At 70.1% G+C, this 26,466-nt stretch carries 29 protein-coding genes and 1 tRNA gene; 25 read left to right on the forward strand and 5 right to left on the reverse strand.

Translation table 11 applies throughout. From position 1 onward, the window contains the following. The first annotated feature begins 615 nt into the window (after nucleotides 1-615). From GI374_RS19685 to GI374_RS16225, 8 genes are all read left to right on the forward strand, one after another. On the forward strand, nucleotides 616-741 hold the full coding sequence (locus GI374_RS19685) for a hypothetical protein (RefSeq protein ID WP_255453738.1): 126 nt from the start codon (nucleotides 616-618) through the stop codon (nucleotides 739-741). Nucleotides 742-877: 136 nt separating this feature from the next. After that, nucleotides 878-3,673, forward strand: a complete 2,796-nt coding sequence (locus tag GI374_RS16195) for a monovalent cation/H+ antiporter subunit A (RefSeq protein ID WP_154338089.1) — start codon at nucleotides 878-880, stop codon at nucleotides 3,671-3,673. A gap of 4 nt (nucleotides 3,674-3,677) precedes the next feature. Then, a complete protein-coding gene (locus tag GI374_RS16200) occupies nucleotides 3,678-4,079 on the forward strand; it encodes a Na+/H+ antiporter subunit C (RefSeq protein WP_154338090.1) in 402 nt (133 codons plus the stop codon). Beyond that, nucleotides 4,076-5,545, forward strand: a complete 1,470-nt coding sequence (locus GI374_RS16205; RefSeq protein WP_154338091.1) for a monovalent cation/H+ antiporter subunit D — start codon at nucleotides 4,076-4,078, stop codon at nucleotides 5,543-5,545. The genes GI374_RS16200 and GI374_RS16205 overlap by 4 nt, the downstream gene beginning before the upstream one ends. After that, nucleotides 5,542-6,030 (forward strand): Na+/H+ antiporter subunit E, encoded by a 489-nt coding sequence (locus GI374_RS16210; RefSeq protein WP_370515418.1) that lies wholly within the window; start codon nucleotides 5,542-5,544, stop codon nucleotides 6,028-6,030. The genes GI374_RS16205 and GI374_RS16210 overlap by 4 nt, the downstream gene beginning before the upstream one ends. Beyond that, nucleotides 6,027-6,311, forward strand: a complete 285-nt coding sequence (locus GI374_RS16215; protein ID WP_154338092.1) for a K+/H+ antiporter subunit F — start codon at nucleotides 6,027-6,029, stop codon at nucleotides 6,309-6,311. The genes GI374_RS16210 and GI374_RS16215 overlap by 4 nt, the downstream gene beginning before the upstream one ends. Then, nucleotides 6,308-6,706, forward strand: a complete 399-nt coding sequence (locus tag GI374_RS16220) for a Na+/H+ antiporter subunit G (protein WP_154338093.1) — start codon at nucleotides 6,308-6,310, stop codon at nucleotides 6,704-6,706. Before GI374_RS16215 ends, GI374_RS16220 begins: the two co-directional genes overlap by 4 nt. Nucleotides 6,707-6,766: 60 nt before the next feature. Continuing rightward, nucleotides 6,767-7,000, forward strand: coding sequence for a hypothetical protein (locus tag GI374_RS16225; protein ID WP_154338094.1), 234 nt, complete (start codon nucleotides 6,767-6,769; stop codon nucleotides 6,998-7,000). Nucleotides 7,001-7,007: 7 nt separating this feature from the next. Here GI374_RS16225 and pgk read toward each other — a convergent pair whose 3' ends face one another. Continuing rightward, nucleotides 7,008-8,204, reverse strand: coding sequence for a phosphoglycerate kinase (gene pgk, locus GI374_RS16230; RefSeq protein WP_154338095.1), 1,197 nt, complete (start codon nucleotides 8,202-8,204; stop codon nucleotides 7,008-7,010). Between the two features lie 160 nt (nucleotides 8,205-8,364). Here pgk and GI374_RS16235 point away from each other — a divergent pair, with 160 nt between their 5' ends. Together GI374_RS16235 and GI374_RS16240 are read left to right on the forward strand one after the other, a co-directional pair. Further along, nucleotides 8,365-8,877, forward strand: coding sequence for a peptidylprolyl isomerase (locus GI374_RS16235; RefSeq protein ID WP_154338096.1), 513 nt, complete (start codon nucleotides 8,365-8,367; stop codon nucleotides 8,875-8,877). Next, nucleotides 8,867-9,463 (forward strand): peptidylprolyl isomerase, encoded by a 597-nt coding sequence (locus GI374_RS16240; protein WP_154338097.1) that lies wholly within the window; start codon nucleotides 8,867-8,869, stop codon nucleotides 9,461-9,463. Before GI374_RS16235 ends, GI374_RS16240 begins: the two co-directional genes overlap by 11 nt. 136 nt (nucleotides 9,464-9,599) lie before the next feature. On the opposite strand, the gene GI374_RS16245 is transcribed toward GI374_RS16240, so the two are convergent. Together GI374_RS16245 and GI374_RS16250 are read right to left on the reverse strand one after the other, a co-directional pair. Next, nucleotides 9,600-10,037 carry a hypothetical protein gene (locus tag GI374_RS16245; RefSeq protein ID WP_154338098.1) on the reverse strand — a complete coding sequence of 146 codons (438 nt, stop codon included), beginning with the start codon at nucleotides 10,035-10,037 and terminating at the stop codon, nucleotides 9,600-9,602. Then, nucleotides 10,027-10,653, reverse strand: a complete 627-nt coding sequence (locus tag GI374_RS16250) for a DUF5671 domain-containing protein (RefSeq protein ID WP_154338099.1) — start codon at nucleotides 10,651-10,653, stop codon at nucleotides 10,027-10,029. The genes GI374_RS16245 and GI374_RS16250 overlap by 11 nt, the downstream gene beginning before the upstream one ends. A gap of 141 nt (nucleotides 10,654-10,794) precedes the next feature. Between GI374_RS16250 and GI374_RS16255 the strand changes: the two genes are divergently transcribed. The 3 genes from GI374_RS16255 (at nucleotide 10,795) to GI374_RS16265 (ending at nucleotide 11,545) form a co-directional block, all read left to right on the forward strand. Beyond that, nucleotides 10,795-10,869: transfer RNA gene (locus GI374_RS16255), tRNA-Gly, on the forward strand. 200 nt (nucleotides 10,870-11,069) lie between these two features. Then, entirely contained in the window at nucleotides 11,070-11,321 is a 252-nt protein-coding gene (locus tag GI374_RS16260; RefSeq protein ID WP_154338100.1) for a DUF3168 domain-containing protein, read from the forward strand. Then, the gene (locus GI374_RS16265) at nucleotides 11,318-11,545 is read left to right on the forward strand and encodes a hypothetical protein (RefSeq protein WP_154338101.1); all 228 of its coding nucleotides are present in this window, start codon (nucleotides 11,318-11,320) and stop codon (nucleotides 11,543-11,545) included. Before GI374_RS16260 ends, GI374_RS16265 begins: the two co-directional genes overlap by 4 nt. A gap of 222 nt (nucleotides 11,546-11,767) precedes the next feature. On the opposite strand, the gene GI374_RS16275 is transcribed toward GI374_RS16265, so the two are convergent. Both GI374_RS16275 and GI374_RS16280 read right to left on the reverse strand, forming a co-directional pair. Next, nucleotides 11,768-12,466, reverse strand: a complete 699-nt coding sequence (locus GI374_RS16275) for a UTRA domain-containing protein (RefSeq protein ID WP_154338102.1) — start codon at nucleotides 12,464-12,466, stop codon at nucleotides 11,768-11,770. Continuing rightward, the gene (locus tag GI374_RS16280; protein ID WP_154338103.1) at nucleotides 12,466-13,827 is read right to left on the reverse strand and encodes a formimidoylglutamate deiminase; all 1,362 of its coding nucleotides are present in this window, start codon (nucleotides 13,825-13,827) and stop codon (nucleotides 12,466-12,468) included. The genes GI374_RS16275 and GI374_RS16280 overlap by 1 nt, the downstream gene beginning before the upstream one ends. 82 nt (nucleotides 13,828-13,909) lie before the next feature. Between GI374_RS16280 and hutI the strand changes: the two genes are divergently transcribed. The 12 genes from hutI to GI374_RS16340 all read left to right on the forward strand — a co-directional run bounded on the left by hutI (nucleotide 13,910) and on the right by GI374_RS16340 (nucleotide 26,461). Beyond that, on the forward strand, nucleotides 13,910-15,109 hold the full coding sequence (hutI, locus tag GI374_RS16285; protein WP_154338104.1) for an imidazolonepropionase: 1,200 nt from the start codon (nucleotides 13,910-13,912) through the stop codon (nucleotides 15,107-15,109). Continuing rightward, nucleotides 15,106-16,632, forward strand: a complete 1,527-nt coding sequence (gene hutH / locus GI374_RS16290; protein ID WP_154338105.1) for a histidine ammonia-lyase — start codon at nucleotides 15,106-15,108, stop codon at nucleotides 16,630-16,632. The genes hutI and hutH overlap by 4 nt, the downstream gene beginning before the upstream one ends. A gap of 31 nt (nucleotides 16,633-16,663) precedes the next feature. Continuing rightward, a complete protein-coding gene (gene hutU / locus GI374_RS16295; RefSeq protein ID WP_154338106.1) occupies nucleotides 16,664-18,343 on the forward strand; it encodes a urocanate hydratase in 1,680 nt (559 codons plus the stop codon). Nucleotides 18,344-18,408: 65 nt separating this feature from the next. Further along, complete coding sequence (locus tag GI374_RS16300) at nucleotides 18,409-19,224, forward strand: transporter substrate-binding domain-containing protein (RefSeq protein ID WP_154338107.1); 816 nt, start codon at nucleotides 18,409-18,411, stop codon at nucleotides 19,222-19,224. Between the two features lie 53 nt (nucleotides 19,225-19,277). Next, nucleotides 19,278-19,925 carry an amino acid ABC transporter permease gene (locus GI374_RS16305; RefSeq protein WP_154338108.1) on the forward strand — a complete coding sequence of 216 codons (648 nt, stop codon included), beginning with the start codon at nucleotides 19,278-19,280 and terminating at the stop codon, nucleotides 19,923-19,925. Continuing rightward, entirely contained in the window at nucleotides 19,925-20,581 is a 657-nt protein-coding gene (locus GI374_RS16310) for an amino acid ABC transporter permease (RefSeq protein WP_154338109.1), read from the forward strand. The genes GI374_RS16305 and GI374_RS16310 overlap by 1 nt, the downstream gene beginning before the upstream one ends. Before the next feature lie 2 nt (nucleotides 20,582-20,583). Continuing rightward, nucleotides 20,584-21,354 (forward strand): amino acid ABC transporter ATP-binding protein, encoded by a 771-nt coding sequence (locus GI374_RS16315; RefSeq protein WP_154338110.1) that lies wholly within the window; start codon nucleotides 20,584-20,586, stop codon nucleotides 21,352-21,354. 89 nt (nucleotides 21,355-21,443) lie between these two features. After that, a complete protein-coding gene (locus GI374_RS16320; RefSeq protein WP_154338111.1) occupies nucleotides 21,444-21,932 on the forward strand; it encodes a TRAP transporter small permease in 489 nt (162 codons plus the stop codon). Next, nucleotides 21,929-23,239: a TRAP transporter large permease gene (locus tag GI374_RS16325; RefSeq protein WP_154338112.1), complete on the forward strand. Its 1,311-nt coding sequence runs from the start codon at nucleotides 21,929-21,931 to the stop codon at nucleotides 23,237-23,239. The genes GI374_RS16320 and GI374_RS16325 overlap by 4 nt, the downstream gene beginning before the upstream one ends. A 32-nt stretch (nucleotides 23,240-23,271) precedes the next feature. Further along, on the forward strand, nucleotides 23,272-24,234 hold the full coding sequence (gene dctP / locus GI374_RS16330; protein ID WP_154338113.1) for a TRAP transporter substrate-binding protein DctP: 963 nt from the start codon (nucleotides 23,272-23,274) through the stop codon (nucleotides 24,232-24,234). Between the two features lie 5 nt (nucleotides 24,235-24,239). Then, nucleotides 24,240-25,181, forward strand: a complete 942-nt coding sequence (locus GI374_RS16335) for a ketopantoate reductase family protein (RefSeq protein ID WP_154338114.1) — start codon at nucleotides 24,240-24,242, stop codon at nucleotides 25,179-25,181. A 56-nt stretch (nucleotides 25,182-25,237) separates the two neighbouring features. Continuing rightward, nucleotides 25,238-26,461, forward strand: a complete 1,224-nt coding sequence (locus GI374_RS16340; RefSeq protein WP_154338115.1) for a glutathionylspermidine synthase family protein — start codon at nucleotides 25,238-25,240, stop codon at nucleotides 26,459-26,461. Nucleotides 26,462-26,466: the final 5 nt, after the last annotated feature.

A 26,466-nucleotide genomic window follows, 5' to 3' on the forward strand; every position in this document is an offset into this window, starting at 1 on the left:
CGGCGGAATGGCCCCGTCACAAGCGCGCCGGGCACTTGAGCAATCCGTGAGCTCCGCGCCCGGCGCGCTTGCCCAACCCGAAACCGACCAATACCAAGTCCAAGGACTCTCGTCATGATCGAGGGACCCCGGGGGGGCAGGTCATGACCAACCGCAGCCGGACGGTAACAGATCAACTTGCAGTTACAAGCCGACAGGGCTGCCCAAGCGGAAAGACGGTCAGTAACCGCAGTTGCCAATCTTTCAAGCAGTCATGGCGCGGATGTCACCGCTCAGCTGCTCCGGCTGCGTCCGTCGGCTCTGCCGCGATCCTCGCCTTCGTCACGGCTGTCCTGGTCGAGTCTGCCGACGAGGCCGACCGCGCACCGCTGGGGGATGCCCGGCCGGTGGATTGCGAGACCCAACCCGGACCGGTCACGCTGCAATACGCCAGCCTGCCAGATCTCTGGTCGTCCGTGCAGCTCCGCACCCGCCGGGCCGGCCTTCTTTGCTGGCATCGAGACCCGCGGCTGGCGATCCGTCCGCAAGGTAAAGGACGGCCAGACCAGCGACGACCTCTTCGCCTTCCTCACCTGCCCGCCGAACGCCGAGGTTGCCGACGTCCACCCGATGGCGATGCCGGTGATCCTGATCGCCCCCTCCGAATGGGATGCGTGGCTCACCGCCCCCTGGGCCTCGGTCCGCGCGCTTCAGCGGCCGCTGCCCGACGGCACGCTCGGCCTGGTCGAGGTGCCCGGCTGAGCATTCCCGCACCGGAGCGCGCGGTTGTCAGCCGCCCGCTCCCCGGCTAGTGTCCCCGCGCCGGCGAGGGCCTGTTCCCGCCCCTCCCCCGCGCGACCCGCCTCCGGGCGCCGACACGAAAGACGCCGACGCCCGCATGTCGCCTATGCTGATCGCCCTCCTGCCATTCTTCGGCGCGCTGCTGCCCGGGATCATGGCGAGGTCCGGGCGCACGGTGGCAGCCTGGGCGACGGCGGTGCCCACGATCCTCGCGCTGACCGGGCTTGCGCTGAACCTGCCCGCGCTGATGGCGGGCGAGGCCGTGACCCAGTCCGTCGCATGGATTCCCCAGATCGGGCTCGCGGCCGAGTTCCGGGTGGACGGGCTCTCGGCCTTCTTCGCGGCGCTGATCCTCGGGATCGGCCTCATCATCACCCTCTACGCCCGCTACTACCTCGCCCCCGAGGACGGCGGCGCGGGCCGGTTCTTCACCTTCCTGCTGCTCTTCCAGGGGGCGATGACGGGCCTTGTCCTCAGCGACAACGTGCTGCTGCTGCTGATCTTCTGGGAGCTGACCTCGCTCGCCTCCTTCCTGCTGATCGGCTACTGGGCGCACGAGCCCGACGCCCGGCGTGGCGCGCGGATGGCGCTCGCCGTCACCGCGCTCGGCGGGCTGGCGATGATCGGGGGGATGCTGATCCTCGGGCAGATCGCGGGCAGCATGCGGATCGGCGACATCCTCGCGGCGCGCGAGGCGGTGGCGGCCTCGCCGCTGCGGGTGCCGGCGATGGTCCTGATCCTGACCGGCGCCTTCGCCAAGTCGGCGCAGGTGCCGTTCCACTTCTGGCTACCGCGCGCCATGGCGGCGCCGACGCCGGTCTCGGCCTATCTGCATTCCGCGACGATGGTGAAGGCGGGGCTGTTCCTCATGGCGCGCCTCTGGCCGGTCTTCGCCGGCACGCCCGAGTGGTTCGCCATCGTCGTGACCGCGGGGCTGCTGACCATGCTGCTCGGCGCCGCCTTCGCGCTGACCGAGACCGACCTCAAGGCCCTGCTCGCCTGGTCCACGGTCAGCCATCTCGGCCTCGTCACGCTGCTCCTCGGCATCGGCACGGTTCCGGCGGCGGCCGCGGCGATGCTGCATATCCTCAACCACGCGCTCTTCAAGGCGCCGCTCTTCATGGTCGCGGGGATCGTCGATCACGCCGCGCATGAGCGTGACCTCAGGCGACTGGGCGGGCTGCGAAAGCTGATGCCGATCACCTTCGTTCTTGCGCTGCTCTCGTCGCTCTCGATGGCGGGGGTGCCGCTGCTCGGCGGGTTCATCTCGAAGGAGCTGATGCTCAACGAGGCGCTGAGCACTCGCTGGGGCGGCACCGACTGGGGCCTCGCCGCGGTCTCGACGCTCGCCTTCATCCTGTCGGCCGCCTACAGCTTCCGCTTCCTCTGGGGCACCTTCTTCGGCGCGGCGCGCTCGCCCGAGGCAGCGGCGGCGCATGATCCGGGCGCGGGACTGTGGCTTGGCCCGGCGGTGCTGGTCCTAGGCGTCGTCGCGGTCGGCTTGATGCCGATGCTGGCCGCCCCGGTGGTCGATCTCGCGGCCTCGGCCGTGACCGGTGGGGCGGTAGAGGTCCATTTCAGCGTCTGGCACGGGCTGAACCCGGCGCTCGCCCTCTCTGCCGTGGCGCTGGCCGGGGGGCTGCTGCTCCTGCTGGCGATCGGGCCCGCGATGCCGCGCCGCGCCTCGCCGTTCCCCGATGCCGAGGCGATCTACTGGCGTCTCATGGAGGGCAGCACGGCCTGGGCCACGCGCTTCGGCGAGGCGCTGCAGTCGGGCAGCATGGCGCGCAACTCCGCCGCGATCACCGGGGCGACGCTGGCCATTGGCCTCTGGGGCGCGCTGACGGGCAGCCTCGGGCCGGCGACGCGCGGCCTTGTGCCGGTCTCGCCGGTGGTCTTCGTCGGCTGGCTGCTGCTGATGATGGCGGGCGCGGCGGCGGTGGTGCTGCACCGCACGCGGCTCGTGCTGCTGGTCTTCGTCGGCATCATCGGGCTGATGATCTCGCTCGGCTTCGCCTGGCTGTCGGCCCCCGACCTTGCGCTGACGCAGGTCTCGGTCGAGGTCGTCACGATCCTGCTGATGCTGCTGGCGCTGAACTTCCTGCCGAAGACCGACCCGGTCGAGCACAGCAACCGGCGTCGGCTCTTCGACCTCGGTTTCGCGGGCGCGGCGGGCCTCGGCCTCGCGACGCTCTGCTACGCGATCATGCGCCGCGACCCGGCTTTCGCCACGATCTCGGGCTACCACGCCGAGAACAGCTATGTCGGCGGCGGCGGCTGGAACATCGTCAACGTGATCCTCGTGGACTTCCGCGGCTATGACACCTTCGGCGAGATCACCGTCCTCGGCATCGCCGCGGTGACGATCTACGCCCTCGCGCAGGGGCTGCTGAAGGCCAACGCCGTCCGCACGCCCGCGATGGAGGCGCCGCGCGCCGGCGACCGGCATCCCGTCATGATGATCGTGGCCACGCGGCTGATGCTGCCCGTGGCCATGGTCGTGGGCGTCTTCATGTTCCTGCGCGGCCACAACGCGCCGGGCGGCGGCTTCGTCGCCGGGCTGCTCTTCTCCATCGCGCTGCTGATGCAATACATGGCCTCGGGCTTCGCCTGGGCGCAGGAGCGGGTGACGGTGCCCTATCACGGGCTGATCGGCGCCGGCGTCGCCGTGGCGGTGGCGACGGGCGCGGGTTCCTGGGCGTTCGACCTGCCCTACATGACCTCGGCCTTCGGCTACGTCACCCTGCCCGGCCTGCAGCCGCTTGAGCTTGCGACCGCGGCCCTCTTCGATCTCGGCGTGTTCCTGACGGTCATGGGCGCGGTGATGCTGGCGCTTGCCTCGCTGTCGCGGCTGGGCGTGGCGGCGCGCGACGCCGAACGGCGGGAGGGCTGAGGGGATGGAGCTTCTGGTCGCCGCCTGCGTCGGCATGACCACCATGGCCGCGGTCTACCTGATCCTGCAGCGCCGCAGCTTCCCGGTGATCGTGGGCATGTCGCTGCTGAGCTATTCGGTCAACGTGTTCCTGTTCGCCACGGGCGGCCTCGCCATCGACGCGCCGCCGCTGCTGACCGGGCCGGTCCCGGACGCGCCGATGACCGACCCGCTGCCGCAGGCGCTCGTCCTGACGGCGATCGTGATCTCCTTCGGCATGACCGCGGTGGTGGTCGTCATGTCGCTCGGCGCCTTCTTCCAGTCGCGCAGCGACCGGATCGACCTCGACCCGAATGCCGGGCCCGACAGCGCCCCCGCCACCGGCGCCGCCATCGGCATCGACCCGGCGGAGCGGGGCGGGACATGATGCACCTTCCCGTCCTTCCGGTGGTGCTTCCCGCCGTGGTCGCCGCTGTCATGGTGCTGGCGGTCCCGCACGACCTGATCACCAGGCGCGTGCTGTCGGTCGCTGGGATGGTCGCGCTGACCGGCCTCGCGCTCGCCGCGCTGATGCTGCCGGAGCCCGCGCTCTACCGCCTCGGCGACTGGCCAGCGCCCTTCGGCATCATCCTTCAGCTCGACCGCCTGGCGGCGCTGATGCTGATGCTGGCGGCAGTTCTCGGCCTCGCGGTGGTCCTCTACGCCATCGGCACCGGCTGGGATCGGCTGGGGGTGCATTTCCACCCGCTGATGGCGTTCCAGATGATGGGGCTGAACGGCGCCTTCCTGACCGGCGACGCCTTCAACCTGTTCGTGTTCTTCGAGGTCATGCTGATTGCCTCCTACGGGCTGATGACGCATGGCGGCGGCGGGCCGCGGATCAAGGCGGGCGTGCAGTATGTGGTGGTGAACCTCGCCGGCTCGGCGGTGTTCCTGTTCGCGCTCGGCACGATCTACGCCGCGACCGGGACGCTCAACATGGCCGATATCGGCGTGAAGGCCGCGGCGATCGAGCATGACGGGCTGGTCCGCATCGGCGCCGGGATGCTGATGGTGGTCTTCGCGATCAAGGCCGCCCTCGTGCCGCTGCACATCTGGCTGCCGGCCACCTACGAGCGCGCCCCCGGCCCTGTGGCGGCGCTGTTTGCGGTGATGACCAAGGTCGGGGTCTACGCGATCCTGCGCAGCCTGACACTGATGTTCCCGGCCGGGACCGAAACCGGCACGGCGCTGGCCGAGATCCTCCGCGTCACCGGCGGCGCGACGCTGATCGTGGCGATGGTCGGCCTCTACGGCGCGCGGGATTTCGGGCGGGTCATCACTTGGTCGGTGATCGGCTCGGTCGGCACGCTGATGCTGGCCATGACCTTCGGCCAGGCGGGGGCGACGGCGGCGGGCCTTTACTACCTTGTCCACTCGACCCTGGCGGGGGCGGCGCTGTTCCTGCTGGCCGACCTGATCCTCACGCGTCGCGGGACCCTCACCCTCGCGCGCGGCCCGAGGCTCGCGCAGGGCGGGTTGATCGCGGCGCTGACGATGGCCGCCGCCGTGGCGATGGCGGGGATGCCGCCGCTCTCCGGGTTCCTCGGCAAGCTGATGATCCTCGAGGCGCTCTGGGGGCAGTGGGGCCTCTGGTGGCTGGTGATCGGGACCGCGATCCTGGCGATCATGGGCTTCGCGCGGGCCGGTTCGACCCTCTTCTGGCAGGCGGAGGAATCCGATGCCCCGGCGCTGCCCCATCCGGCGCAGCCGCTGGCCTTCAGCGCGGTGGCCGGGCTGATCGCGGCGCAGGTCCTCTGGACCCTCGCGGCCGGGCCAGTCCTCGGCTGGCTCGAGGACGCCGCCGCCGCGCTGCATGATCCCGCGCCGCTGATCCGGGCGGTGCTGTCGTGAGCCGCGTCCTGCCCCATCCCGGCCTGACGCTGCTGCTGGCGGCGGTCTGGTGCGCGCTCGTGGGCAGCCTGTCGGCGAACTCGGTCCTCTTCGGCGTCATGCTGGGCGTGGTGATCCCGGCCGTCGTCCGCCCCTTCTGGCCCGAGACGCTGGTCGTCCGCAGCTTCCCGCGCGCGGCCGGCTACGCGCTGCTGGTCCTGTGGGACATCGCCGTCTCGAACGTCGTCGTGGCAAGGATCGTCCTCTTCCTGCCGCGCAGCGCGTTGCGGCCCGCCTGGGTCACGGTGCCGCTGGACCTGACCAATGCCGAGGCGATCACGGTGCTTGCGGGGACCATCACCATGACGCCCGGCACCGTCACGGCCGATGTCTCGGCCGATGGACGGGCGCTGCTGATCCACTGCCTCCATGCGCCCGACCCCGACTCGGTCCGCGACGACATCAAGTCGCGCTACGAGGCGCGTCTGAAGGAGTTCATGGAATGACGACCCAGCTCCTCGTCAACATCGCCCTCGGCTTCGCCGCCGTGTGTTACGCCATCGCGCTGCTGCTGAACGCCTGGCGGATCCTCAGGCCGCGCGACGTGCCCGACAGGGTGCTGGCCCTCGACACGCTGACCGTGAACGCCATTGCGCTGATCGTCCTCGCGGGGATCTGGACCGGCCGGCTGGTGGTCTTCGAGGTGGCGATCCTCTTCGCCATGACCGGCTTCATCGGCACCGTCGCCTATTCGCGCTTCCTGCTGCGCGGGGACATCATCGAATGATGGCGCTCGTGGACATGGTCGTGGCTGCGCTGCTCGTGGTCTCCGGCTTCTTCGGGCTGGTCGGCTCCATCGGCCTCGTGAAGCTGCCCGACACCATGACGCGGCTGCACGCGCCGACCAAGGCCACGACGCTGGGTGTGGGCGGCGTGCTGCTGGCGTCGATGCTCGCCTACGGCTTTCGCGGCCAGCCCTGGGGGCATGAGCTGCTCATCAGCGTGTTCCTGCTGATCACGGCCCCGGTCTCAGCCCTCTTCATCGCCAAGTCGGTAATCCACCGCAGCCTGTCGCCCCGCGACCTGCCGCCGACCGGCCGCCCCGCGGGCTGGGCCACCTTCGAGCGCGACGCCGAGTCCGGCGCGGCGCAACCGACGGGGGCCTTGCAACAACGCGAATGACGGAACGTCCGCGCGGCGCGGCGAGTTATGCCGCTGAACCCTGAAGGCGGAGCCCTGCCCATGTCCAACACCGAAGGCAACGTCCCCAGATCAGCCCGGCGCCATCGTTTCGCGATCTGGGGCATCGTGGCGGCGCTCGTGATCGCGGCCCTGGCGTTCCTGTTCTTCACGCCGGCCCGCGACTCGGACCTGGGGCCGGGCCATGATGACCCGGGCCAGACCTCGGCAAACATCCAGACGCCCGAGGCGGCGATCACCCCCGGCACTGTCGAAGGCGCCACCACCGCTGACTGAGTCGGCCTCAGGGGCGCTCCAGCACCGCGACGCCGGGAAGATCGCGGCCTTCCATCCATTCGAGGAAGGCCCCGCCCGCGGTCGAAATGAAGGTGAAGTCATCCGCGACACCGGCATGGTTCAACGCCGCCACGGTGTCGCCTCCGCCTGCGACCGAGACGAGCAGCCCCTCGCGCGTCAGCCGCGCTGCCTCCTGCGCGGCGGCGTTGGTCGCGGCGTCGAATGGCGCGATCTCGAAGGCGCCAAGAGGGCCATTCCAGATCAGCGTGCGGCTGGCGGCGAAGACGCGGGCGATCTCGGCCACCGTCTGCGGACCGGCGTCGAGGATCATGGCGTCGGGCGGGCAGGCATCGGCGGCCACGACCTCCGAGGGCGCCCCCGCGCGGAACTCGCGCGCAACGACCACGTCCGCCGGCAGAAGGATGCGGCAGTTGCCCGCCGCGGCCTTTTCGAGGATCCCGCGGGCGGTGTCTGCCATGTCGCGTTCGGCCAGGCTCTTCCCGACCTCGATCCCTTGCGCGACGAGGAAGGTGTTTGCCATGCCGCCGCCGATGACAAGGTGATCCACCTTCTCGATCAGGTTGGTGAGCAGTTCGATCTTGGTCGAGACCTTCGCCCCGCCCACCACCGCTGCCACCGGGCGGTCCGGGTTGGCGAGCGCCGCGTTCAGCGCCTTCAGCTCCGCCTCCATCAGCCGCCCCGCCGCGGCCGGAATGAGCCGCGCCACCCCTTCGGTCGAGGCATGGGCGCGATGCGCGGCCGAGAAGGCGTCGTTCACATAGACCTGGCCGAGGGCTGCCAGCGAGGCGGCGCAGGTCGCGTCGTTCTTCTCCTCACCTGCGTGGAAGCGGGTATTCTCCAGCAGCAGGACGTCGCCCGCCTCCATTGCGGCGACGGCGCGCTTGGCCGGGCCGCCGATGCAGTCCTCGGCGAAGCCGACCTTCTGGCCGAGCGCGGCCTCGAGCGCGGGGATCACCTGACGCAGGCTCATGGTCGGATCGGGCTGCCCCTTGGGGCGGCCGAAATGCGCCAGAAGCACGGGCTTGCCGCCCTTCTTCTGGATATCCTTGATGGTCGGCACGATCTTCTCGATCCGGGTGGCGTCGGTCACCTGCCCGCCCTCGACCGGCACGTTCAGGTCCACGCGGACCAGCACCACCTTGCCGTCCATCTTCAGGTCGTCGATCGTCAGGAAATCCGCCATGGTCCTTGCCTCTCGCACTCGTGAACGGCCACGCGCCTCTTTGCGACGGCAGGCGGGCCGCGTCAACTTTTGCGGGCGCGTTTGACCCCTGCCGGCCCCCCGCGTGTTGCACCGGGAGCGCGCCGACCTTACCTCGGGGCGGCAACAAAGGGAGACCGGCATGGCCGAGATCAAGGACCCCGAGAACACCATCGTCCTGGAGCTGAAGGACGGCGGCCGCGTCGTCATCGAGCTTCTGCCCGACGTGGCGCCGAAGCATGTCGAGCGCATCAAGGCGCTCGCCCGCAGCGGCGCTTATGACAACGTGGCGTTCCACCGCGTGATCGAGGGCTTCATGGCCCAGACCGGCGACGTTCAGCATGGCAACATGGAGAAGGACTTCGACCTGCGCCGCGCGGGCACCGGAGGCTCGGACCTCGGCGACCTGCCGGCCGAGTTCTCGAAGCTGCCGCATGACCGCGGCACCATCGGCGCGGCGCGCAGCCAGAACCCGAACAGCGCCAACAGCCAGTTCTTCATCAACTTCAGCGACAACCATTTCCTCAACGGCCAGTACACCGTCTATGGCCGGGTGATCGAAGGCATGGATCATGTCGACCGCATCCAGCGGGGCGAGCCGCCGCAGAACCCCGACCGTATCGTCTCGATGAAGGTGGCCGCCGATGTCCAGTAAGCTCCTGATCCTCGCGGGCGCCCTCGCCTTCCCGGCTTTCGCCCTGGCGCAAGCGGCGCCCGAGGCCGAGGACGGCCCCGGCCCGAACCTCGTGATCGAGGTCGCCGATGCCGAGGGCCAGCCGAAGGGCACGATCATCCTCGACCTCTACGAGGACCGCGCCCCGAACCACGTCGCCCGCCTGACCGAACTCGCGCAAAGCGGCGCCTATGACGGCGTCGTGTTCCATCGCGTGATCGACGGCTTCATGGCCCAGACCGGCGACGTGCAATACGGCAAGACCGGCGGCGATCTGGCGATGGCCGGCATGGGCGGCTCGGACCAGCCCGACCTCGGGGCCGAGTTCTCGGACGCGACCTTCGGCGCCGGCACGGTCGGCATGGCCCGCAGCCAGTCGCCCGACAGCGCCAACAGCCAGTTCTTCATCGACCTCGCCCCGGCGCCGTTTCTCGACGGGCAGTACACGGTGGTGGGCCAGCTGATCGACGGCTGGGACGTGCTGAACGCGATCAAGAAGGGCGACGCAGACCAGAATGGTAAGGTGGACGAGCCCGACCAGATGCTGACGGTGACGGTCGCGGAGTAAGCCGCGAACGGATTTTCGGAGGCGCGGCTCGCACGGGCCGCGCCTTTTTCTTTCGGCTCACCCGGTGCGTGCGGAGCACACACCCCACGGGTCGCCGCGGCGTAGGGTGCGTGCTCCGCACGCACCGACTCGTTGCCTACCCCCTCTCCCGCGCCGGCCTGACCTCCACCTCAGGCGGCAGGTGCCACACCAGGCAGCGCGCCTCGGCATCGATCTCCGCCGGTCCCCAGACAGATCCACGGTCCAGCGGCAACTCGAACCCCGCGCAGAGCCGGAAGCTGCGCGCATCCACCATCTCGTAGCGATAGGCCTCGCCGGTAAACGGATCGGCCCGGCGCACCTCTTCCGGGCAGACGGCGCTGTTGGCGAGGTCCGGCGGCAAGGCCCCCTCGGCCTCCGCCGCGCGACACTGGACCAGGTTCGCCAGCCGCTGCAGATCCGCCTGCCGGGCCTCGTCGCGGCGCTCCTTGCGGCCCTGCATCGGCCCGCCCGAGAGCGCGAGGCCCCCGCCGACCGCCAGCACCGACAGGATGGTGATGGCCCCGGTGGCCCAGCCCTTCGCCTCACCGCGCATCGAGCTCGTCCCGCAGATAGGCCACCACCAGCCCGCCGATCACCGCCACCAGCACCGCCTTGGCGGCGAAGCGCGCCGTCAGCTCGCCGCGCAGCAGCGCATAGACGACCACCACCGCGTCGCCCAGAAGCGCCATCACCGCCAGCACGAAGCAGACCGAGGCGAACCACTGCCGCACCAGCGAGCGCCGCTGGCCGGGATCGTTGCGGGTGGCGCGCACGACGCGGTGGTTGAGCCACAGGAACACCGGCAGGAAGATCGTCATCTGCGCGATCGAGAACCGCATCACCCCGCGCGGCGGTGCGCCGAAGGCACCGGGATCGGGAATCAGCGCATCGATGATGTCGAAGCCGAGCGCGCCGAGCGCCCAGGCGATGTTGACGAGCGCGAGGAACAGGATGCCGTAGAGGACCGCGTCGCGCGCTGAGACGTAAGGCCGCGGTCGCGGCACCGGCAGGCCAAGCCCCGGCACCGGTGGCGCCCAGGCGGACAAGGCGCCCTCGATCTCGGCCTCGGACCAGCCGGCGCCCTGCAACGCCTCGCCCAGCCGCGCCGGCGCCTCGCCCGCGAGGAGGCCCGCGCGCACGAATTCGGCCAGCTGGTCGGACGGCCGCATCGCCCCTCCCCCTCGTCTTCACAGTCGGCCGGAGGGTGGCCCCCCGCCGCGCATCCGACAAGCGGAAAAAATCCGCTTGCACCCCCCCGCGCGGCCCATTAGATCAGCCTGCACCGGCGGCCGATGCCACCGGATCGGAGCGCGGGCGTAGCTCAGGGGTAGAGCATAACCTTGCCAAGGTTAGGGTCGTGAGTTCGAATCTCATCGCCCGCTCCATATTTTCTATTATAGTTGAACAGTATACAAAGGTCCCTTTGGGGGAACCTTTGCTTACATGGTTATTAGATCCTGTGTGTGTAAGCGAGCTTAAGACGCGTACTGCCAGTGTTCTTCAGGTCGCGCGTATCCTCCGGCGCCAGCTCCTCATCGTGTCCTTTACCTTGTAGGCTTCGCGCATCAGTGCAGGCACGACCGCCGTGCGCATCCACGTCTGGAAGGGGGAGCCGTCGCTGGAGGGCGTCAAGGCGATCTGCGGCGAGATCAAGCGCGCCATCGGCCTCGGCCGTCTGGTCCTACCACTGCGCCGACGTGCTACCACCGCGCCGACGGCTGATGCCCTCATGCGCACCCTTCTCTACCCGGACGGCGAGCATTCGCACGGGATGCTGACGGAGGAAGCCCTGGTGACGGGAAGGCCTGAGCTGCGCTGCACGAGGATCCCGGAATGAAGGACACCAAGCCGCAGCTGAGGCAGGAACTTCCGCAAGATATCGCGGATGTAACCTCTGCGCCCGCCCTCTGCCACTACCGTCACCGCGACGATCAACCCACCCCCGCGCATCGCCTGGACCGCCGCGACCACGGCGCCGAGGCTCCACTGCAGCAGCAGATCCGCCATCTGTTCGATCAGCCGCTCCCACCCGTGCCTCGGCATCAGCGGCCGCGCCTATGAGCCTGCCGAACGATCTGTCGCCCCGCTTGCGTGAAGCGCACCAGCGCGAGCCGGCGCCGGCAGGCTCCAGTCCAACCCTTCTTGCCAGGACAGATCCGGCCGTGGCGGAGCACATAGCCTTGTGGATGCTGGCGCTGCCGACAGGGCGAAGAACTTGGACGGCTTTTCGCTACATCATTGATCCTGGCGATTTGGCGTTCTGCCGGGGTCGCCACTCAGCCATCACAGCGTCGTCGCCAGCCGATACCCCGGCGAATAGCTCTGGCGCACGCTGGTGATGGGCGTGTCGTGCAGCCAGGTCGCGCGTTCCGCCACGAACAGCGCCGCGCCCTCGGGGCAGCGCAGGATCGCCGCCGTTTCGGCGTCGGCCGCGGCCGCCGACAGCACGAGGTCGCCATGCGAATAGGGGGCGTTGCGCACCAGCCATTCGTTCGCGCTGATGGCGGCAAGGTCGGCCGCCTCGATCCCCGGCGCGGCCATCGCGTTGATCCAGCGGTCCTCGAGCGCATAGGGCGCGCCGTCGGCGAGGTGCAGCGCCAGCACATGCAGGAGCGGCATCCCCGCCTCCAGCCCGAGGACGCTGCTGACATGCAGCGGCGCCGGCTTCTCGCCGCTCGAGATCAGGGCGTAGCCGTAGCGGGCGCCGCGGGCCGCAACCTCGTGGCGCAGGACCGGGATCTTCAGGGTGGCCTTGCGCACCGGGGTCAGGGCGACGCGGGTGCCTGCCCGGCGGCGGCGGTCGAGGTAGCCGGCTTCCGCCAGTTCGCGCAGCGCCCGGCTGACGGTGGCGCGGGCGCAGCCGAACTCGCGCGCGAGGTCGGTCTCGGACGGGATCAGCTCGCCCGGCGGCCAGCGGCGGCTGCGGATGCGGGCGAGCGCCTCGTCGCGGATCGCCTGCCAAGTGACCGGCGCCTCCAGCATCAGAGCGCATCCCGGAGGCCGCGCAGGGTCTCGGCATAGCGGCGGGTGATCGCCTCGCGCGCGACGTGGCGGCCGCCCGTGACGAGATGCCGCCCGGCGGACCACACGTCCGTCACCATCCGGTCGTCGCCGGCGAAGATCCACGAATCCAGCGCCACATCCCCCCGCCGCCCGGCGAGGTCCACCGCCTCGCCGTCGAGCGCCAGCAGGTCGGCCCACTCGCCCTCCGCAATCACGCCGCGCCCGCGCCCTGCTGCCTGCGCCCCGCCGCGGGCGGCGCCCTCGAACAGCACCCGGCCGGTCGAGGCGTCCGGCGTTGCCAGCGCCGCGCGCGAGCGGTCGCGCAACCGCTGCGAGTATTCCAGGGTCCGCAGCTCCTCGCTGAGCGCGATGCGGATGTTGCTGTCCGAGCCGATCCCGAAACGCCCGTCCGCGCCGGTCCATCGCACCCCGTCGAAGATGCCGTCGCCCAGCGAGGATTCGGTGATCGGGCAGAGCCCCGCCACCGCCCCGGTCGCGGCCAGCGCGAGGGTCTCGTCGGGTTCCATCTGCGTGCAGTGGATCAGGCACCACCGCGCGTCCACCGCCGCATGCGCCAGCAGCCAGCGCACCGGTCGGGCGCCGCGGACGGCCTCGACCTCCTCGACCTCGGCCAGCTGCTCGGCCAAGTGCATGTGGATAGGCCCCTCGCCAAGGGCCGTGGCCGCGCGCAGCCCTTCGGGGCCGACCGCGCGCAGGCTGTGCGGCGCGACGCCGAGGCGGGTGTCGGCGGGCAGGCCGCGCAGCGCCGCGCCCGCCCCCTCGAACAGCCGCGCGAATCGCTCCGGGTCGTTGCCGAAGCGGATCTGCCCCGGCCCGAGCGGGCGGCGGTCGCAGCCGCCGAACTGATAGAGGACCGGCAGCAGCGTCAGGCCAATGCCGCTCGTCTCGGCCGCGGCTGCGATGCGGGCGGACATCTCGGCGAGGTTTTCGTAGGGCAGGCCGCCGGGGCGGTGGTGGAGGTAGTGGAACTCGACGTTGCAGGCATAGCCCGCCTCCAGCATCTCCATCTGCACGAAGGCTGCGACGGCCTCGACGTCCTCGGGCGTGAGGCGGTCGAGGAAGCGGAACATTAGCTGCCGCCAGGTCCAGAAGCTGTCGCGCGGATCGGGGCCGCGGCGCTCGGTCAGGCCCGCCATCGCCCGCTGGAAGGCGTGGGAATGGAGGTTCGCGGGCGCGGGCAGCAGGATGGCGCGGCGGTCGCCCTCGGGCTCGGCGCCCGCACGGATCGAGGCGGTCCGGCCCGCAGCGTCGATCTCGATCCGCACCCGCTCGGCCCAGCCGTCCTCCAGAAGCGCCTGCCCGGCCCAGAGTATCGTCATCGCGCGACCCGCATCCGCTGTTGACAGCTCGTCTATTGTGCAGACATATTCCCGATACCCGCAACATGGCAAGCGAATCCGCATGACCCGCGAGATCCTCGTCAACGCCCAGCTCGCCACCCTCGACGGCCCCGGCTACGGGCTGGTGGAAGCCGGCGCCGTCGCGATCGAGGGCGGGCGCATCGCCTGGACCGGGGCCGAAGCCACCCTGCCCGAGCGGTTCAGCGGCTGGCCCCGCACCGACCTCGGCGCGCGCCTCGTCACCCCGGCCTTCATCGACTGCCACACCCATGCCGTCTTCGCCGGCGACCGCGCCCGCGAGTTCGAGCTGCGCCTCCAAGGGGCCAGCTACGAGGAGATCGCGCGGGCGGGCGGCGGCATCCTCTCGACCGTCACGGCGACCCGCGAGGCCTCCGAGGACGCGCTGGTCGAGGCCGCACTGCCCCGCATCGACGCGCTGATCGCCGAAGGCGCGACCACCATCGAGGTGAAATCCGGCTACGCCCTCGACCGCGAGGGCGAGCTGAAGATGCTCCGCGCCGCCCGCCGCATCGCCGACGAGCGCCCGGTCCGCATCCGCACCACCTACCTCGGCGCTCATGCCGTCCCGCCGGAATACAGCGGCCGCGCCGACGACTACCTCACCGAGACCTGCATCCCCGCCCTGCGCGCCGCCGATGCCGAGGGGCTGGTGGACGCCGTGGATGGCTTCTGCGAGGGGATCGCCTTCTCGCCCGAACAGATCGCCCGTGTCTTCGATGCCGCGCGCGAACTGGGCCTGCCGGTGAAGCTGCACGCCGAGCAGCTCTCGCATCAGGGCGGCACCGCGCTCGCCGCGCGCTATGACGCGCTCTCGGCCGATCACGTCGAATACGCGACCGCCGGGGATGCGGCGCTGATGGCCGCCTCCGGCACCGTCGCCGTCCTGCTGCCCGGCGCGTTCTACACGCTCCACGAGACGCAGATGCCGCCCGTCGAGGCCTTCCGCGAGGCCGGCGTGGCGATGGCGCTCGCCACCGACTGCAACCCCGGCACCTCGCCGATGACCTCGCTGCTGCTGACGATGAACATGGGCTGCACCCTCTTCCGCCTCACGCCCGAGGAGGCGCTGCGTGGCGTCACCGTGAACGCCGCCCGCGCCCTCGGCCTCGACGACTGCGGCCGCATCGCGCCGGGCCTGCGCGCCGATCTCGCCGTGTGGGACGTCGCCAGCCCGGCCGAACTCTCCTGGCGCATCGGCTTCAACCCGCTCCACCGCCGCATCTTCGGGGGTTCCGAATGACACTGACCCTGACGCCAGGCACTGCCACCCTGGCCGAACTCGAACGCCTCTGGCGCGGGGGGCTGGCCGCCAGGCTTGACCCCTCCGCGCGCCGGCCGGTCGAGGCGGCTGCGGCGATTGTGGCGGACGCGGCAGGCGGCGGCGCGGCGGTCTATGGCGTGAACACCGGCTTCGGCAAGCTCGCCTCGGTCAAGATCGCGCCCGAGGACACAGAGGCGCTGCAGCGCAACCTGATCCTGTCGCATTGCTGCGGCGTCGGCGAGCCTCTCGACGCCGGCACGGTGCGGCTGGTCATGGCGCTGAAGCTGCTGAGCCTCGGCCGCGGCGCCTCCGGCGTCCGCTGGGAGACTGTGGCGCTGATCGAGGCGATGCTGGCCCGCGGCGTCACGCCGCTGGTCCCTGCGCAGGGGTCGGTCGGCGCCTCGGGCGACCTCGCGCCGCTCGCCCATGTCAGCGCGGTGATGATCGGCGAGGGCGAGGCCTTCTACGAGGGCCGCCGGATGCCCGGCGCCGCGGCGCTGTCGCGGGCCGGCCTGACGCCGATCGTGCTCGGCCCGAAGGAGGGGCTGGGCCTCATCAACGGCACCCAGGTCTCCACCGCGCTCGCGCTCATCGGTCTGTTCGACGGCTGGCGCAACGCCGCCACCTCGGTGGTCACGGCGGCGCTCTCGACCGACGCCATCATGGGCTCGACCGCGCCCTTGCAGGCGGAAATCCACGAGCTGCGCGGCCATCGCGGCCAGATCGAGGTCGCGCGCGGCATGCGGGCGCTGATGGAGGGCTCCGAGATCCGCGAGAGCCACCGCGAGGGCGACACGCGCGTGCAGGACCCCTACTGCATCCGCTGCCAGCCGCAGGTCGCGGGCGCGGCGATGGACCTGCTGCGCCACGCCGCGCAGACGCTGGAGATCGAGGCCAACGCGGTCACCGACAACCCCCTCGTGCTGGGCGAGGGGCGGATCGTCTCCGGCGGCAACTTCCACGCCGAGCCGGTGGCCTTCGCCGCCGACCAGATCGCCATTGCCTTGGCCGAGATCGGCGCCATCGCCCAGCGTCGCGTGTCGCTGATGGTGGATCCGACCCTGAGCCACGACCTGCCGCCCTTCCTCACGCCCGATCCGGGCCTCAACTCGGGCCTGATGATCGCCGAGGTGACGACCGCCGCCTTGATGAGCGAAAACAAGCACCTGGCGAACCCATGCTCGACGGATTCGACCCCGACCTCGGCCAATCAGGAGGACCACGTCTCGATGGCCACGCATGGCGCGCGGCGGCTCCTGCGGATGAACGCGAACCTCTCGGTCATCCTCGGCGTCGAGGCGATGGCGGCGGCGCAGGGGATCGAGTTCCGCGCCCCGCTGAGGACCTCCGCCCGGCTCGAGGCGGTGCTGGAGGCGCTGCGGGCCGAGGTGCCGGCGGTGGTCGAGGACCGCTACCTTGCGCCGGACATCGAGCGCGCGGCGCGGCTGGTGGCCTCGGGCGCGCTGCTCGCCACGGCGGGGCTCGAGGGGCTGCGGCCGTGATGGCGAGGATCCTCAACCTGAAAGGTGCGCGATGACCGACCCCCGCCACAACATCCGCGACGTCTTCCCCCCGACCGGCCCCGAGATCAGTGCGAAAAGCTGGCTGACCGAGGCGCCGCTGCGGATGCTGATGAACAACCTCCACCCCGACGTGGCCGAGAACCCGCATGAGCTGGTCGTCTATGGCGGCATCGGCCGCGCGGCGCGCACCTGGGAGGATTTCGACCGCATCTGCGACTCGCTGCGTTCGCTCGAAGAGGACGAGACGCTGCTGGTGCAATCGGGCAAGCCCGTGGGCATCTTCCGCACCCACAGGGACGCGCCGCGGGTGCTGATCGCGAACTCGAATCTCGTGCCGCACTGGGCAACCTGGGAGCATTTCAACGAACTCGACCGCAAGGGGCTGGCGATGTATGGCCAGATGACGGCGGGCTCATGGATTTACATTGGCACGCAAGGGATTGTGCAAGGAACCTACGAGACCTTCGCGGAGGCCGGGCGGCAGCATTACGGCGGCGACCTGAAGGGCAAGTGGATCCTCACGGCGGGCCTCGGCGGCATGGGCGGCGCGCAGCCGCTGGCGGCGGTGATGGCCGGGGCCTGCTGCCTCGCGGTGGAATGCGACGAGACGCGCGCCGACTTCCGCATCCGCACACGCTATTGCGACGCCAAGACGCATTCGCTCGACGAGGCGCTGGCGATGATCGACCGCTGGACCAAGGCCGGCGAGGCGAAGTCCGTCGCCCTGATCGGGAACGCGGCCGACGTGTTCCCCGAACTCGTGCGCCGCATGAAGGACGGCGGGCCGCGGCCGGACATCGTCACCGACCAGACCTCGGCGCATGACCCGATCCACGGCTACCTGCCGCTCGGCTGGACCGTGGCCGAATGGCGCGCGCGGCAGGAGACCGACCCGAAGGCCGTCGAGGCCGCCGCCCGCGCGTCGATGAAGACCCATGTCGCGGCGATGGTGGACTTCTGGAACGCGGGCGTGCCGACGCTCGACTACGGCAACAACATCCGCCAGGTCGCGCTCGAGGGGGGGCTGGAAAACGCCTTCGCCTTCCCCGGCTTCGTCCCCGCCTATATCCGTCCTCTGTTCTGCCGCGGCATCGGCCCGTTCCGCTGGGCCGCGCTCTCGGGCGACCCGGAGGACATCTACAAGACCGACGCGAAGATGAAGGAGCTGTTCCCCGAGAACACCCATCTTCACAACTGGCTCGACATGGCGCGCGAGCGGATCGCCTTCCAGGGCCTGCCGGCGCGGATCATGTGGATCGGGCTTGGCGACCGCCACCGGGCAGGGCTGGCGATCAACGAGATGGTGCGCTCGGGCGAGTTGAAGGCGCCGGTGGTGATCGGCCGCGACCACCTCGATTCGGGCTCGGTCGCCTCGCCCAACCGCGAGACCGAGTCCATGCGCGACGGCAGCGACGCGGTGAGCGACTGGCCGCTGCTGAACGCGCTGCTGAACTGCGCCTCGGGCGCGACCTGGGTCAGCCTGCATCACGGCGGCGGCGTCGGCATGGGCTTCTCGCAGCATTCCGGCATGGTGATCTGCTGCGACGGCAGCGAGGATGCCGACCGGCGGATCGAGCGGGTGCTGTGGAACGACCCCGCGACCGGCGTCATGCGCCATGCGGACGCGGGATATGAAATTGCACTGGACTGCGCGCGGGAATACGGGCTGAACCTGCCCGCGATCCTGTAAGACAGGGCGGCGCCGCAACGATCCGGCGCCGCAATCAACCGACTGACCAGCAAGGAGAGTGACCGATGAACTTCCGCACCACCCTCGGCGCCGCCGCCTTCGGCCTCGCCGCCTTCGCCGCCGGCGCCGCCGCGGCCGACCAGCTCGCCGACATCAAGGCCGCGGGCAAGATCGTGACCGCGACCGACATGCACTACGCGCCCTTCGACATGCTGAACAACGGCACCTACGAAGGCATGACCAAGGACCTCTTCGACGAGGTGTCAAAAGAGATCGGCGTCGAGCCGGTCTATCAGGACATCCCCTGGACCGCCGAGCTGCCCGGCCTCGAGGTCGGCAAGTTCGACATCGTGATCGCCCCCGTGACGATCACCCCCGAGCGGCTTGAGCGCTACACCTTCACCCTGCCGATCGCCGACGCCACCGTCTCGCTCGTGAAGCGCGCGGGCAATGACGATCTGCAGAAGCCCGAGGACATCAAGGGCAAGACCGTGGGCGTCCAGCAGGGCACCGCGCAGTTCCGCCAGCTTCAGGCCTATGGCGAGGAGCTGGGCGGCGTCACCGTCCGCGAATACGGCACCACCGACGAGGCCTATGCCGACCTCGCCGCCGGCCGCCTCGACGCGGTCGCGGGCTCGATGCCGAACCTGACCTATCTGGTGAAGAACCGCGGCGAGACCTTCGAACTCTTCGAGCCGGCCAGCTTCGGCGAGCCGACCTATTTCGCCTGGGTCCTGCGTCCCGGCGAGGACAGCGCCAGCTTCGCCGACGCCATCAACCAGGCGATGCTGAAAATGACCGACGACGGCCGCGTGCAGGCCATCCAGGAGAAGTGGCTGGGCAGCTACACCGAACTGCCCCGCGAGGTGCCGACGAACTGAGGCAAACGGCGTGGGCGGGGCTCGCCCGCCCGCGCCGGATCCGGCAGGCCGCCATGTTCTCGATCCCGGTCTTTTTCGACAGCTTCGCGCCCCTCGCCTGGGCCGCGCGCTACACGCTGCTCGTGTCCGGCCTGGGCATCGCACTGGGGCTGGTGATCGGGGCCGTGGTCTGCATCTTGGCGCTGTCGCGCTCGCGGCCGCTCCGCTTCATCGCGGCGCTGTGGGTCAGCTATCTGCGCGGCGTGCCGATGCTGGTGCAGTTGTTGGTGGTGTTCTTCCTGCTGCCGGTCATCGGGATCAACGTGCCCGCGATCGTGGCCGCCGTCGGCACCACCGCCATCGTTGCCAGCGCCTATATCTCGGAAATCTGGCGCGGCGCCATCAACGCCCTGCCGCGCGGCCAGGCCGAGGCCGCCGTCGCCATCGGCATGCGCCCGGCCCATGTCTGGCGGCGCGTGATCCTGCCGCAGGCGGTCGCGCTGTCGCTGCCGCAACTGGTCAACGAGCTGATCCTGCTCGTGAAGGCATCGTCCCTCGTCTCGGTCGTCGGCATCATGGAGATCACCCGCGCCAGCCAGGCGCAGGCCGCGACCACTTTCCGCCCGCTGGAGGTCTATCTCGCCGCCGCCTGCCTCTATCTGGCGATCAACCTCGTCCTCGCGGCACTCGGCCGATGGCTCGAATACCGGATGGCCGTCTGATGGACCTCATCCCGACCTACGGGCCGATGCTGCTGCGCGGCTTCGGCATGACCGTCCTTTGCTGGGTGCTGGGCACCGTCTTCGGCATGGCCCTCGGCCTCCTGATCGCGCTTGTGCAGCGTTACGGCGGCGCGGTCCTGCGCTGGCCGCTGCAGGTCTATATCGAGGTGATCCGCGGCACGCCCTTCCTCGTGCAGCTGTTCCTGCTCTACTATGGCGGCCCGATGATCGGCATCCGCCTCGACGCGCTGCCCGCGGGCATCCTCGGCCTCACCATCTACGGCAGCCCCTATTTCGCCGAGATCTTCCGCGGCGCCTTCCGCGCCGTCCCCCCCGGCCAGATCGAGGCCGCGCGCGCCATCGGCATGGCCGAGCATGTGATCGTGCGCCGCGTGCTGCTGCCGGTGGGCCTCGTCTCGGCCCTGCCCGCGCTCGTCAACTTCGCGATCATCCTCACGAAGGAGACCGTGATCCTGTCGATCATCACCGTGCCGGAACTCATGTATCAGACGCAGCGCATGTCGACCGAGACCTTCCGCTACCTCGAGGCGAACCTCGCCCTCGCCCTCTTCTTCTGGGGCCTCGTGGAGGTCATCAGCCGCGTCGGCCGCCGGCTCGAGGCGAGGATCACCCGGCATCTGGTCGAAAGGACGTGACGATGCAGGCCGCTTCCGTCGAGATCATCGAGGTCAACAAGTTCTACGGCCCGTTCCAGGCCCTGAAGGACGTGGACCTGACGATCCCGCCTGGACAGGTGACCTGCATCATCGGTCCCTCCGGCTCGGGCAAGTCGACGCTGCTGCGCTGCATCAACTTCCTCGAGGAATACGATTCGGGCGAGATCCGCATCGACGGCGAGCTGATCGGCTACGAGACGCCGGGCCGGAAGATGCGCGCCCGCCGCCTGCGCGAGATGCGCTGCTCGATCGGCATGGTGTTCCAGCAGTTCAACCTGTGGCCGCACATGACCGCGCGCGGCAACGTGGCCGAGGGGCTGATCCGGGTGCGTGGTATGAACCGCGCCGAGGCGGGCGAACGCGCGGCCGAGGCGCTGACCAAGGTCGGCCTCGCCGACAAGATGGACAGTCACCCCGTGCGCCTCTCCGGCGGCCAGCAGCAGCGCGTCGCCATCGCGCGGGCCATCGCGATGGAGCCGCGGCTGATGCTCTTCGACGAGCCAACCTCGGCCCTCGACCCGGAACTGGTGGGCGAGGTGCTGAACGTGATGAAGGCGCTCGCCGCCGAGGGCATGACGATGGCCGTGGTGACGCACGAGATGGGATTCGCCGCCCATGTCGCGGACCGCGTGGCCTTCATGGACAAGGGCGAACTGGTCGCCGCCGACACGCCCTCCCGCATCCTGCACCAGCCCGACGACCCCCGCATGCGCGCCTTCCTGCGGACCTACCACGAGCGCAACAGTTTCTGAGCCGCGCGCCGCGGCCCGCGAACGCGGCGCTTGACAAGTTTTGAGCTTGAACTATTCCACAGGCCTTCAGCGGAGGAGTCTCCTTCACCATGCAGCCCAGCAAACGGGACGGGGTCTTCACCCTCGTCGTCAATGCCGGAGGGATTGTCGCCGCGGTTGGCTTCGGGCTGCTCGCGCTGCTGGTCGCCACCGACATCGTGGTGCGCAACCTCGCCCTCGCCCGCTGGCCGTGGCTGAACGAGGTCACGGAATACCTGCTGACCCTCTCGACCTTCCTCGGCGCGCCCTGGGTGCTGCGGCATGGCGGGCACGTCAACATCGACATCCTGCTTCGGCTGATGAGCCCGGCGGTCGCTCGCGTTGTGGTCCGCGTCTCCTATGTCCTCGGCGCGGTGATCTGCGGCATCTGCGCCTGGCTCGCGATCACCGTGCTGCTGGACAGCCGGGCCAGCGGCGCCGCGGTGTTCAAGAACCTCGTCTTCCCGGAATGGTGGCTGATGCTGCCGATGGTCTGGTGCTTCACGCTCTCGACCATCGAGTTCGTGTTGCGGATCGGTGGTGAGGTGCGTCCGACATGATCTGGTGGCAGACGCTTCTTCTGTTCCTGGTGCTGCTGGCGATCCTCTTCGCCGTCGGCCTGCCGGTCGCCATCGCCTTCCTCGGCGTGAACCTGGTCGGGGCCTGGCTGTTTCTCGGCGGCGAGATGGGGCTGATGCAGCTCGCGCGGAACGCCTCCCTCTCGGTCAACTCCTTCTCGCTCGTGCCGATCCCGCTCTTCGTGCTGATGGGTGAGTTGCTGTTCCACACCGGCCTCGCCTACCGCGCCATCGACGCGGTCGAGCGGCTGCTGAGCCGCCTGCCCGCGCGTCTGGCCTGCGTCACGGTCGTCGGCGGCACGATCTTCGCCACGCTCTCGGGCTCCTCCATCGCCAACACCGCCATGCTCGGCGGCACCGTCTCGCAGGACATGCTGCGCCGGGGCTATTCGCCGACGCTGTCGATGGGTCCGGCGATGGCGGTCGGCGGCATCGCCGTGCTGATCCCGCCCTCGGCGCTCGCGGTGATGCTCGGCTCGCTGTCGGGCATCTCGATCTCGCAACTGCTGATCGGCGGCATCATGCCGGGGCTGCTGATGGGTGTCGCGTTCCTCGTCTACGTGATCTTTGTGGGAATGACGGATCCCACCTCGGCCCCGCGCGACACCGCCCCGCCGATGCCCTTCCGCGAACGCGTCACCCCCTTCATCCGCGACGTGATCCCGCTTTCGGGCATCTTCATCGCGGTGGTAGGCGGCATGCTCTCGGGCATCGCCACGCCGACCGAGGCCGCGGCCCTGGGGGCTGTGGCGGCGCTGCTGACCACCATGCTCTACCGCCAGCTCACTTTTGCGAACCTGATGAAGTCGCTGACCGAGACCGCCAAGGTCTCGATCTCGATCCTCTTCATCATCGTGGCCTCCACCACCTTCTCGCAGATCCTGTCCTTCTCGGGCGCGACCACGGGCCTTCTGCGGATGGTGCAGGGCCTCGACATGACGCCCTTCATGCTGCTGCTGGTCATGCTGCTGATCGTGCTGCTGCTCGGCTGCCTCATCGACCAGATCTCGATCATGATGATCACGCTGCCGTTCTTCATCCCGCTGGTCCACACGGCCGGGATCGACGTGATCTGGTTCGGGCTGCTGATGCTGGTGGCGATCGAACTCGGCCTGCTGACGCCGCCTTTCGGCCTGCTGCTGATGGTCATGCAGGGCACGATCCGCGACATGCCGCTGACCCGCATCTACCGCGCCGCCGCGCCCTTCATCGTGATCGAACTGGTGATCCTCGCGCTGATGCTGCTCTGGCCCGATCTCACGCTCTACCTGCCGCGCATGCTCGACTGAGCGGCGGCCCAACACGTCCAGGGAGGACAACCATGACCATCAAGTTGACAGCCGGCGCCGCGCTCGCCCTCGCGCTCATGGCCGGCACCGCCTCGGCGCAGGAGACGGTGCTGCGCGCCGTCTCGGCGTTCCAGCTCGACACCGCCATCGCCGAGCCCTTCAACGCCTGGGTCGAGCGTGTGAACGAGGCCGGCGAGGGCATCCTGCGGATCGAGGTGATCGGCGGGCCCGAGACCATGCCGCCCTTCGAGGTCGGCAACGCGCTGCGCGGCGGCGTCGTGGACCTCGCCAACACCACGGCGGTCTATCACGCGAACCTGGTCCCGGAGGGGCTGGCGATGACGCTGACCGACAAGAAGATGCCCGAGCTGCGCGAGAACGGCGGCTACCAGCTGCTCGACGACATCCACATGCGGAAGGCTGGCATCCACTGGCTCGGGCGGCTGTCCGAGGGAATGAAATACTACATCTACCTCGCGAAGGAGCCGACCGACCTGAAGTTCGAGGGCCTCAACATCCGCTCGGCGCCGACCTATCAGGCGTTCTTCACCGCGCTCGGCATCAACCCGATGCAGACCGCCGCGGGCGAGGTCTTCACCGCGCTCGAGCGCGGCACCATCGACGGCTATGCCTGGCCCTCGCGCGGGGTGTTCGACCTCGGCTGGCAGGAAAAGACCGCCGCCCGCGTCGAGCCCGGTTTCTATCAGGTCGAGACCGGCGTCTATCTCAGCGCCCGCAGCTGGGAGAACCTCGGCGAGCCGCAGAAGCAGTTCCTGCAGGAGCAGATGCTTGCCTGGGAGGCCGACGGCGCCGACCTGACCGCCGCCGCCGAGGCCGAGCTTCAGCAGCAGGCCGAGGCCGGCATCGCGACCGTGACGCTGCCCGAGGACGAGGCCGCGGCCTTCCTCGCGCTGTCGATCGAGGAGGGCTGGAAGCCGGTCGTCGCCGCCAACCCCGAGGAAGGCGCGAAGCTGCGCGAACTCTACAGCGAGTAAGCGCGATGCGGATGGGGATCGTCGGCACCGGCGCGATGGGCAGCCTCTTCGCCTGGCAACTGGCGGAGGCGGGGGCCGAGGTCCTCGCCTTCGACCGCTGGCAGGCGCATGTGGATGCCATCGCCGCGCGCGGGCTGATGGTCCACACCGCCGCGGGCAAGCGGGTGGTGCCGATGGGGGCGAGCAGCGACGCCGCCCCCATCGGCCCCTGCGACGCGCTGATCGTCTTCGTCAAGCACGGCCAGACCGCCGCCGCGATGGAGGCGGCGCGGCCGATGGTCGGGCCGCAGACGCTGATCCTCACGCTGCAGAACGGCATCGGCAACCTGCCGCTGATCCGCGAAGCCTTCCCCGAAGCGCGCCTCGCCTATGGCCTCACGACGCTCACGAGCGAAATGCTCGGTCCGGGCGAGATCGAGGCGAGCTATGCGGGGCGCGGCGAGACCTGGTTCGCGCCTTTCGACCGCGAGGCCGACGAGACCGACCGCACCCTCTGCGCGCTGCTCGACGGCCCGGCGGCGCGGGCCGTGATCGACCCCGGCATCGACCTGCGGATCTGGAAGAAGCTGGTCATCAACTGCTGCTACAACGCGATCTGCGGCCTGCTGGACTGCACCGTGGGCGAGGCCCGCGCCCGCCCCGGCGCCCCTGAACTGCTGGCCGCCACCGCCACCGAGGTCGCCCGCATCGCCCGCGCCCGCGGCATCGACCTGCCCGACGCCGAGGCCCTCGCCTATCTCGACGCCGTCGGACGCGACGCCGCCACGCATCTGCCCTCGATGGCCGTGGACCTGCGCCAGGGCCGCGCGACCGAGATCGGCGCGCTCTGCGGCGCTGTCGTGCGCGAGGCCGAGGCTGCGGGCATCGAGGCCCCGGTCAACGCCACCCTGCGCGACCTGATCCTCGCCCGCGACGCCGCGCCGCGCGCCGAGGCCCGCGCCGCCTGACCCTTGCATCCACCGGCGGGCATGGTCATGTCCCTTGGACCGCTGGAAGGGAACGCATGCAGAGATTGCCGCTGCCCGAACGGACCGGCTGGCGCGGCCGCGCCGCCGAACTGGGCTTCACCTTCGCCGACATGGGCGGCGAGCCCTACTGGGACGAAACCAGCGCCTACCGCTTCACCCTTGACGAGATCGAGACCCGGATCGAGGACCCGGCGACCGAACTCCACGCCCTCTGCCGCGAGGCGGTGGAACGTGCCGTGGCCTCGGAGGAATGGCTCGACCGCCTCGGCATCCCGGCCGTGCATCACGACCTCGTTGCGCAAAGCTGGCGCGCGGGCGAGCCCGAGCTCTATGGCCGCTTCGACCTCGCCTATGACGGCACCTCCGAGGCTAAACTGCTGGAATACAACGCCGACACCCCGACCTCGCTCTACGAATCCGCCTCCTTCCAGTGGCTCTGGCTGGAGGAGGCGAAGGCCGAGGGGCTGATCCCGGCCGACGCGGACCAGTTCAACGCCATCCACGAGGCCCTCGTGGACCGCTGGGCCGCGCTCGCGGAACAGGGCGCCGACATCCATTTCGCCGCCGACCAGGACAACCCCGAGGACTACGCCACCGTCGAGGCGCTCGCCTGGGCCGCGCGCGAGGCGGGCCTCGGGGCGCATTTCACCGACCTCGCCGCCATCGGCCTCTCGACCGAGGGCCAGTTCACCGACAGCGCCGACCGGGTGATCGGCACGCTCTTCAAGCTCTACCCGTGGGAGGACATGCTGCGCGACGAGTTCGCCGCGCATCTCGCCCCCTCGGGCACACGCTTCATCGAGCCGCCGTGGAAGGCGATCCTGTCGAACAAGGGCCTGCTGCCGCTCCTCTGGGAACTGGCGCCCGGCCATCCGAACCTGCTGCCCGCCTTCTTCGCGGCGGATGTGGCCGAGGCGCTGACCGGCGGCACCCCTGCCCCGCGCGTGGCCGAAGCCTTCGCCGCGGCCGAGGCGCAGCTGAGCCGCGGCCATGTGCTGAAGCCCCTCTTCTCGCGCGAGGGCGCAGGCGTCGAGATCGTCGAGGGGGGCCGGGCGGCCGAGGCCTCGCCCGACCGCGCCTATTCGCACCATCCCATGATTGTCCAGGCCCTCGCCCCGCTCCCCGCCTTCGAGGGCTTCCATCCGGTCCTCGGTGCGTGGATCGTGGGCGAGACCTGCGCGGGCCTCGGCATCCGCGAGGACCGCGCCCGGATCACGCAGGACCTGTCCCGCTTCAAGCCGCATTTCATCGAGGGGTGACGCCC

The organism is Paracoccus sp. S-4012 (assembly GCF_009674885.1).
GTDB lineage: Bacteria > Pseudomonadota > Alphaproteobacteria > Rhodobacterales > Rhodobacteraceae > Paracoccus.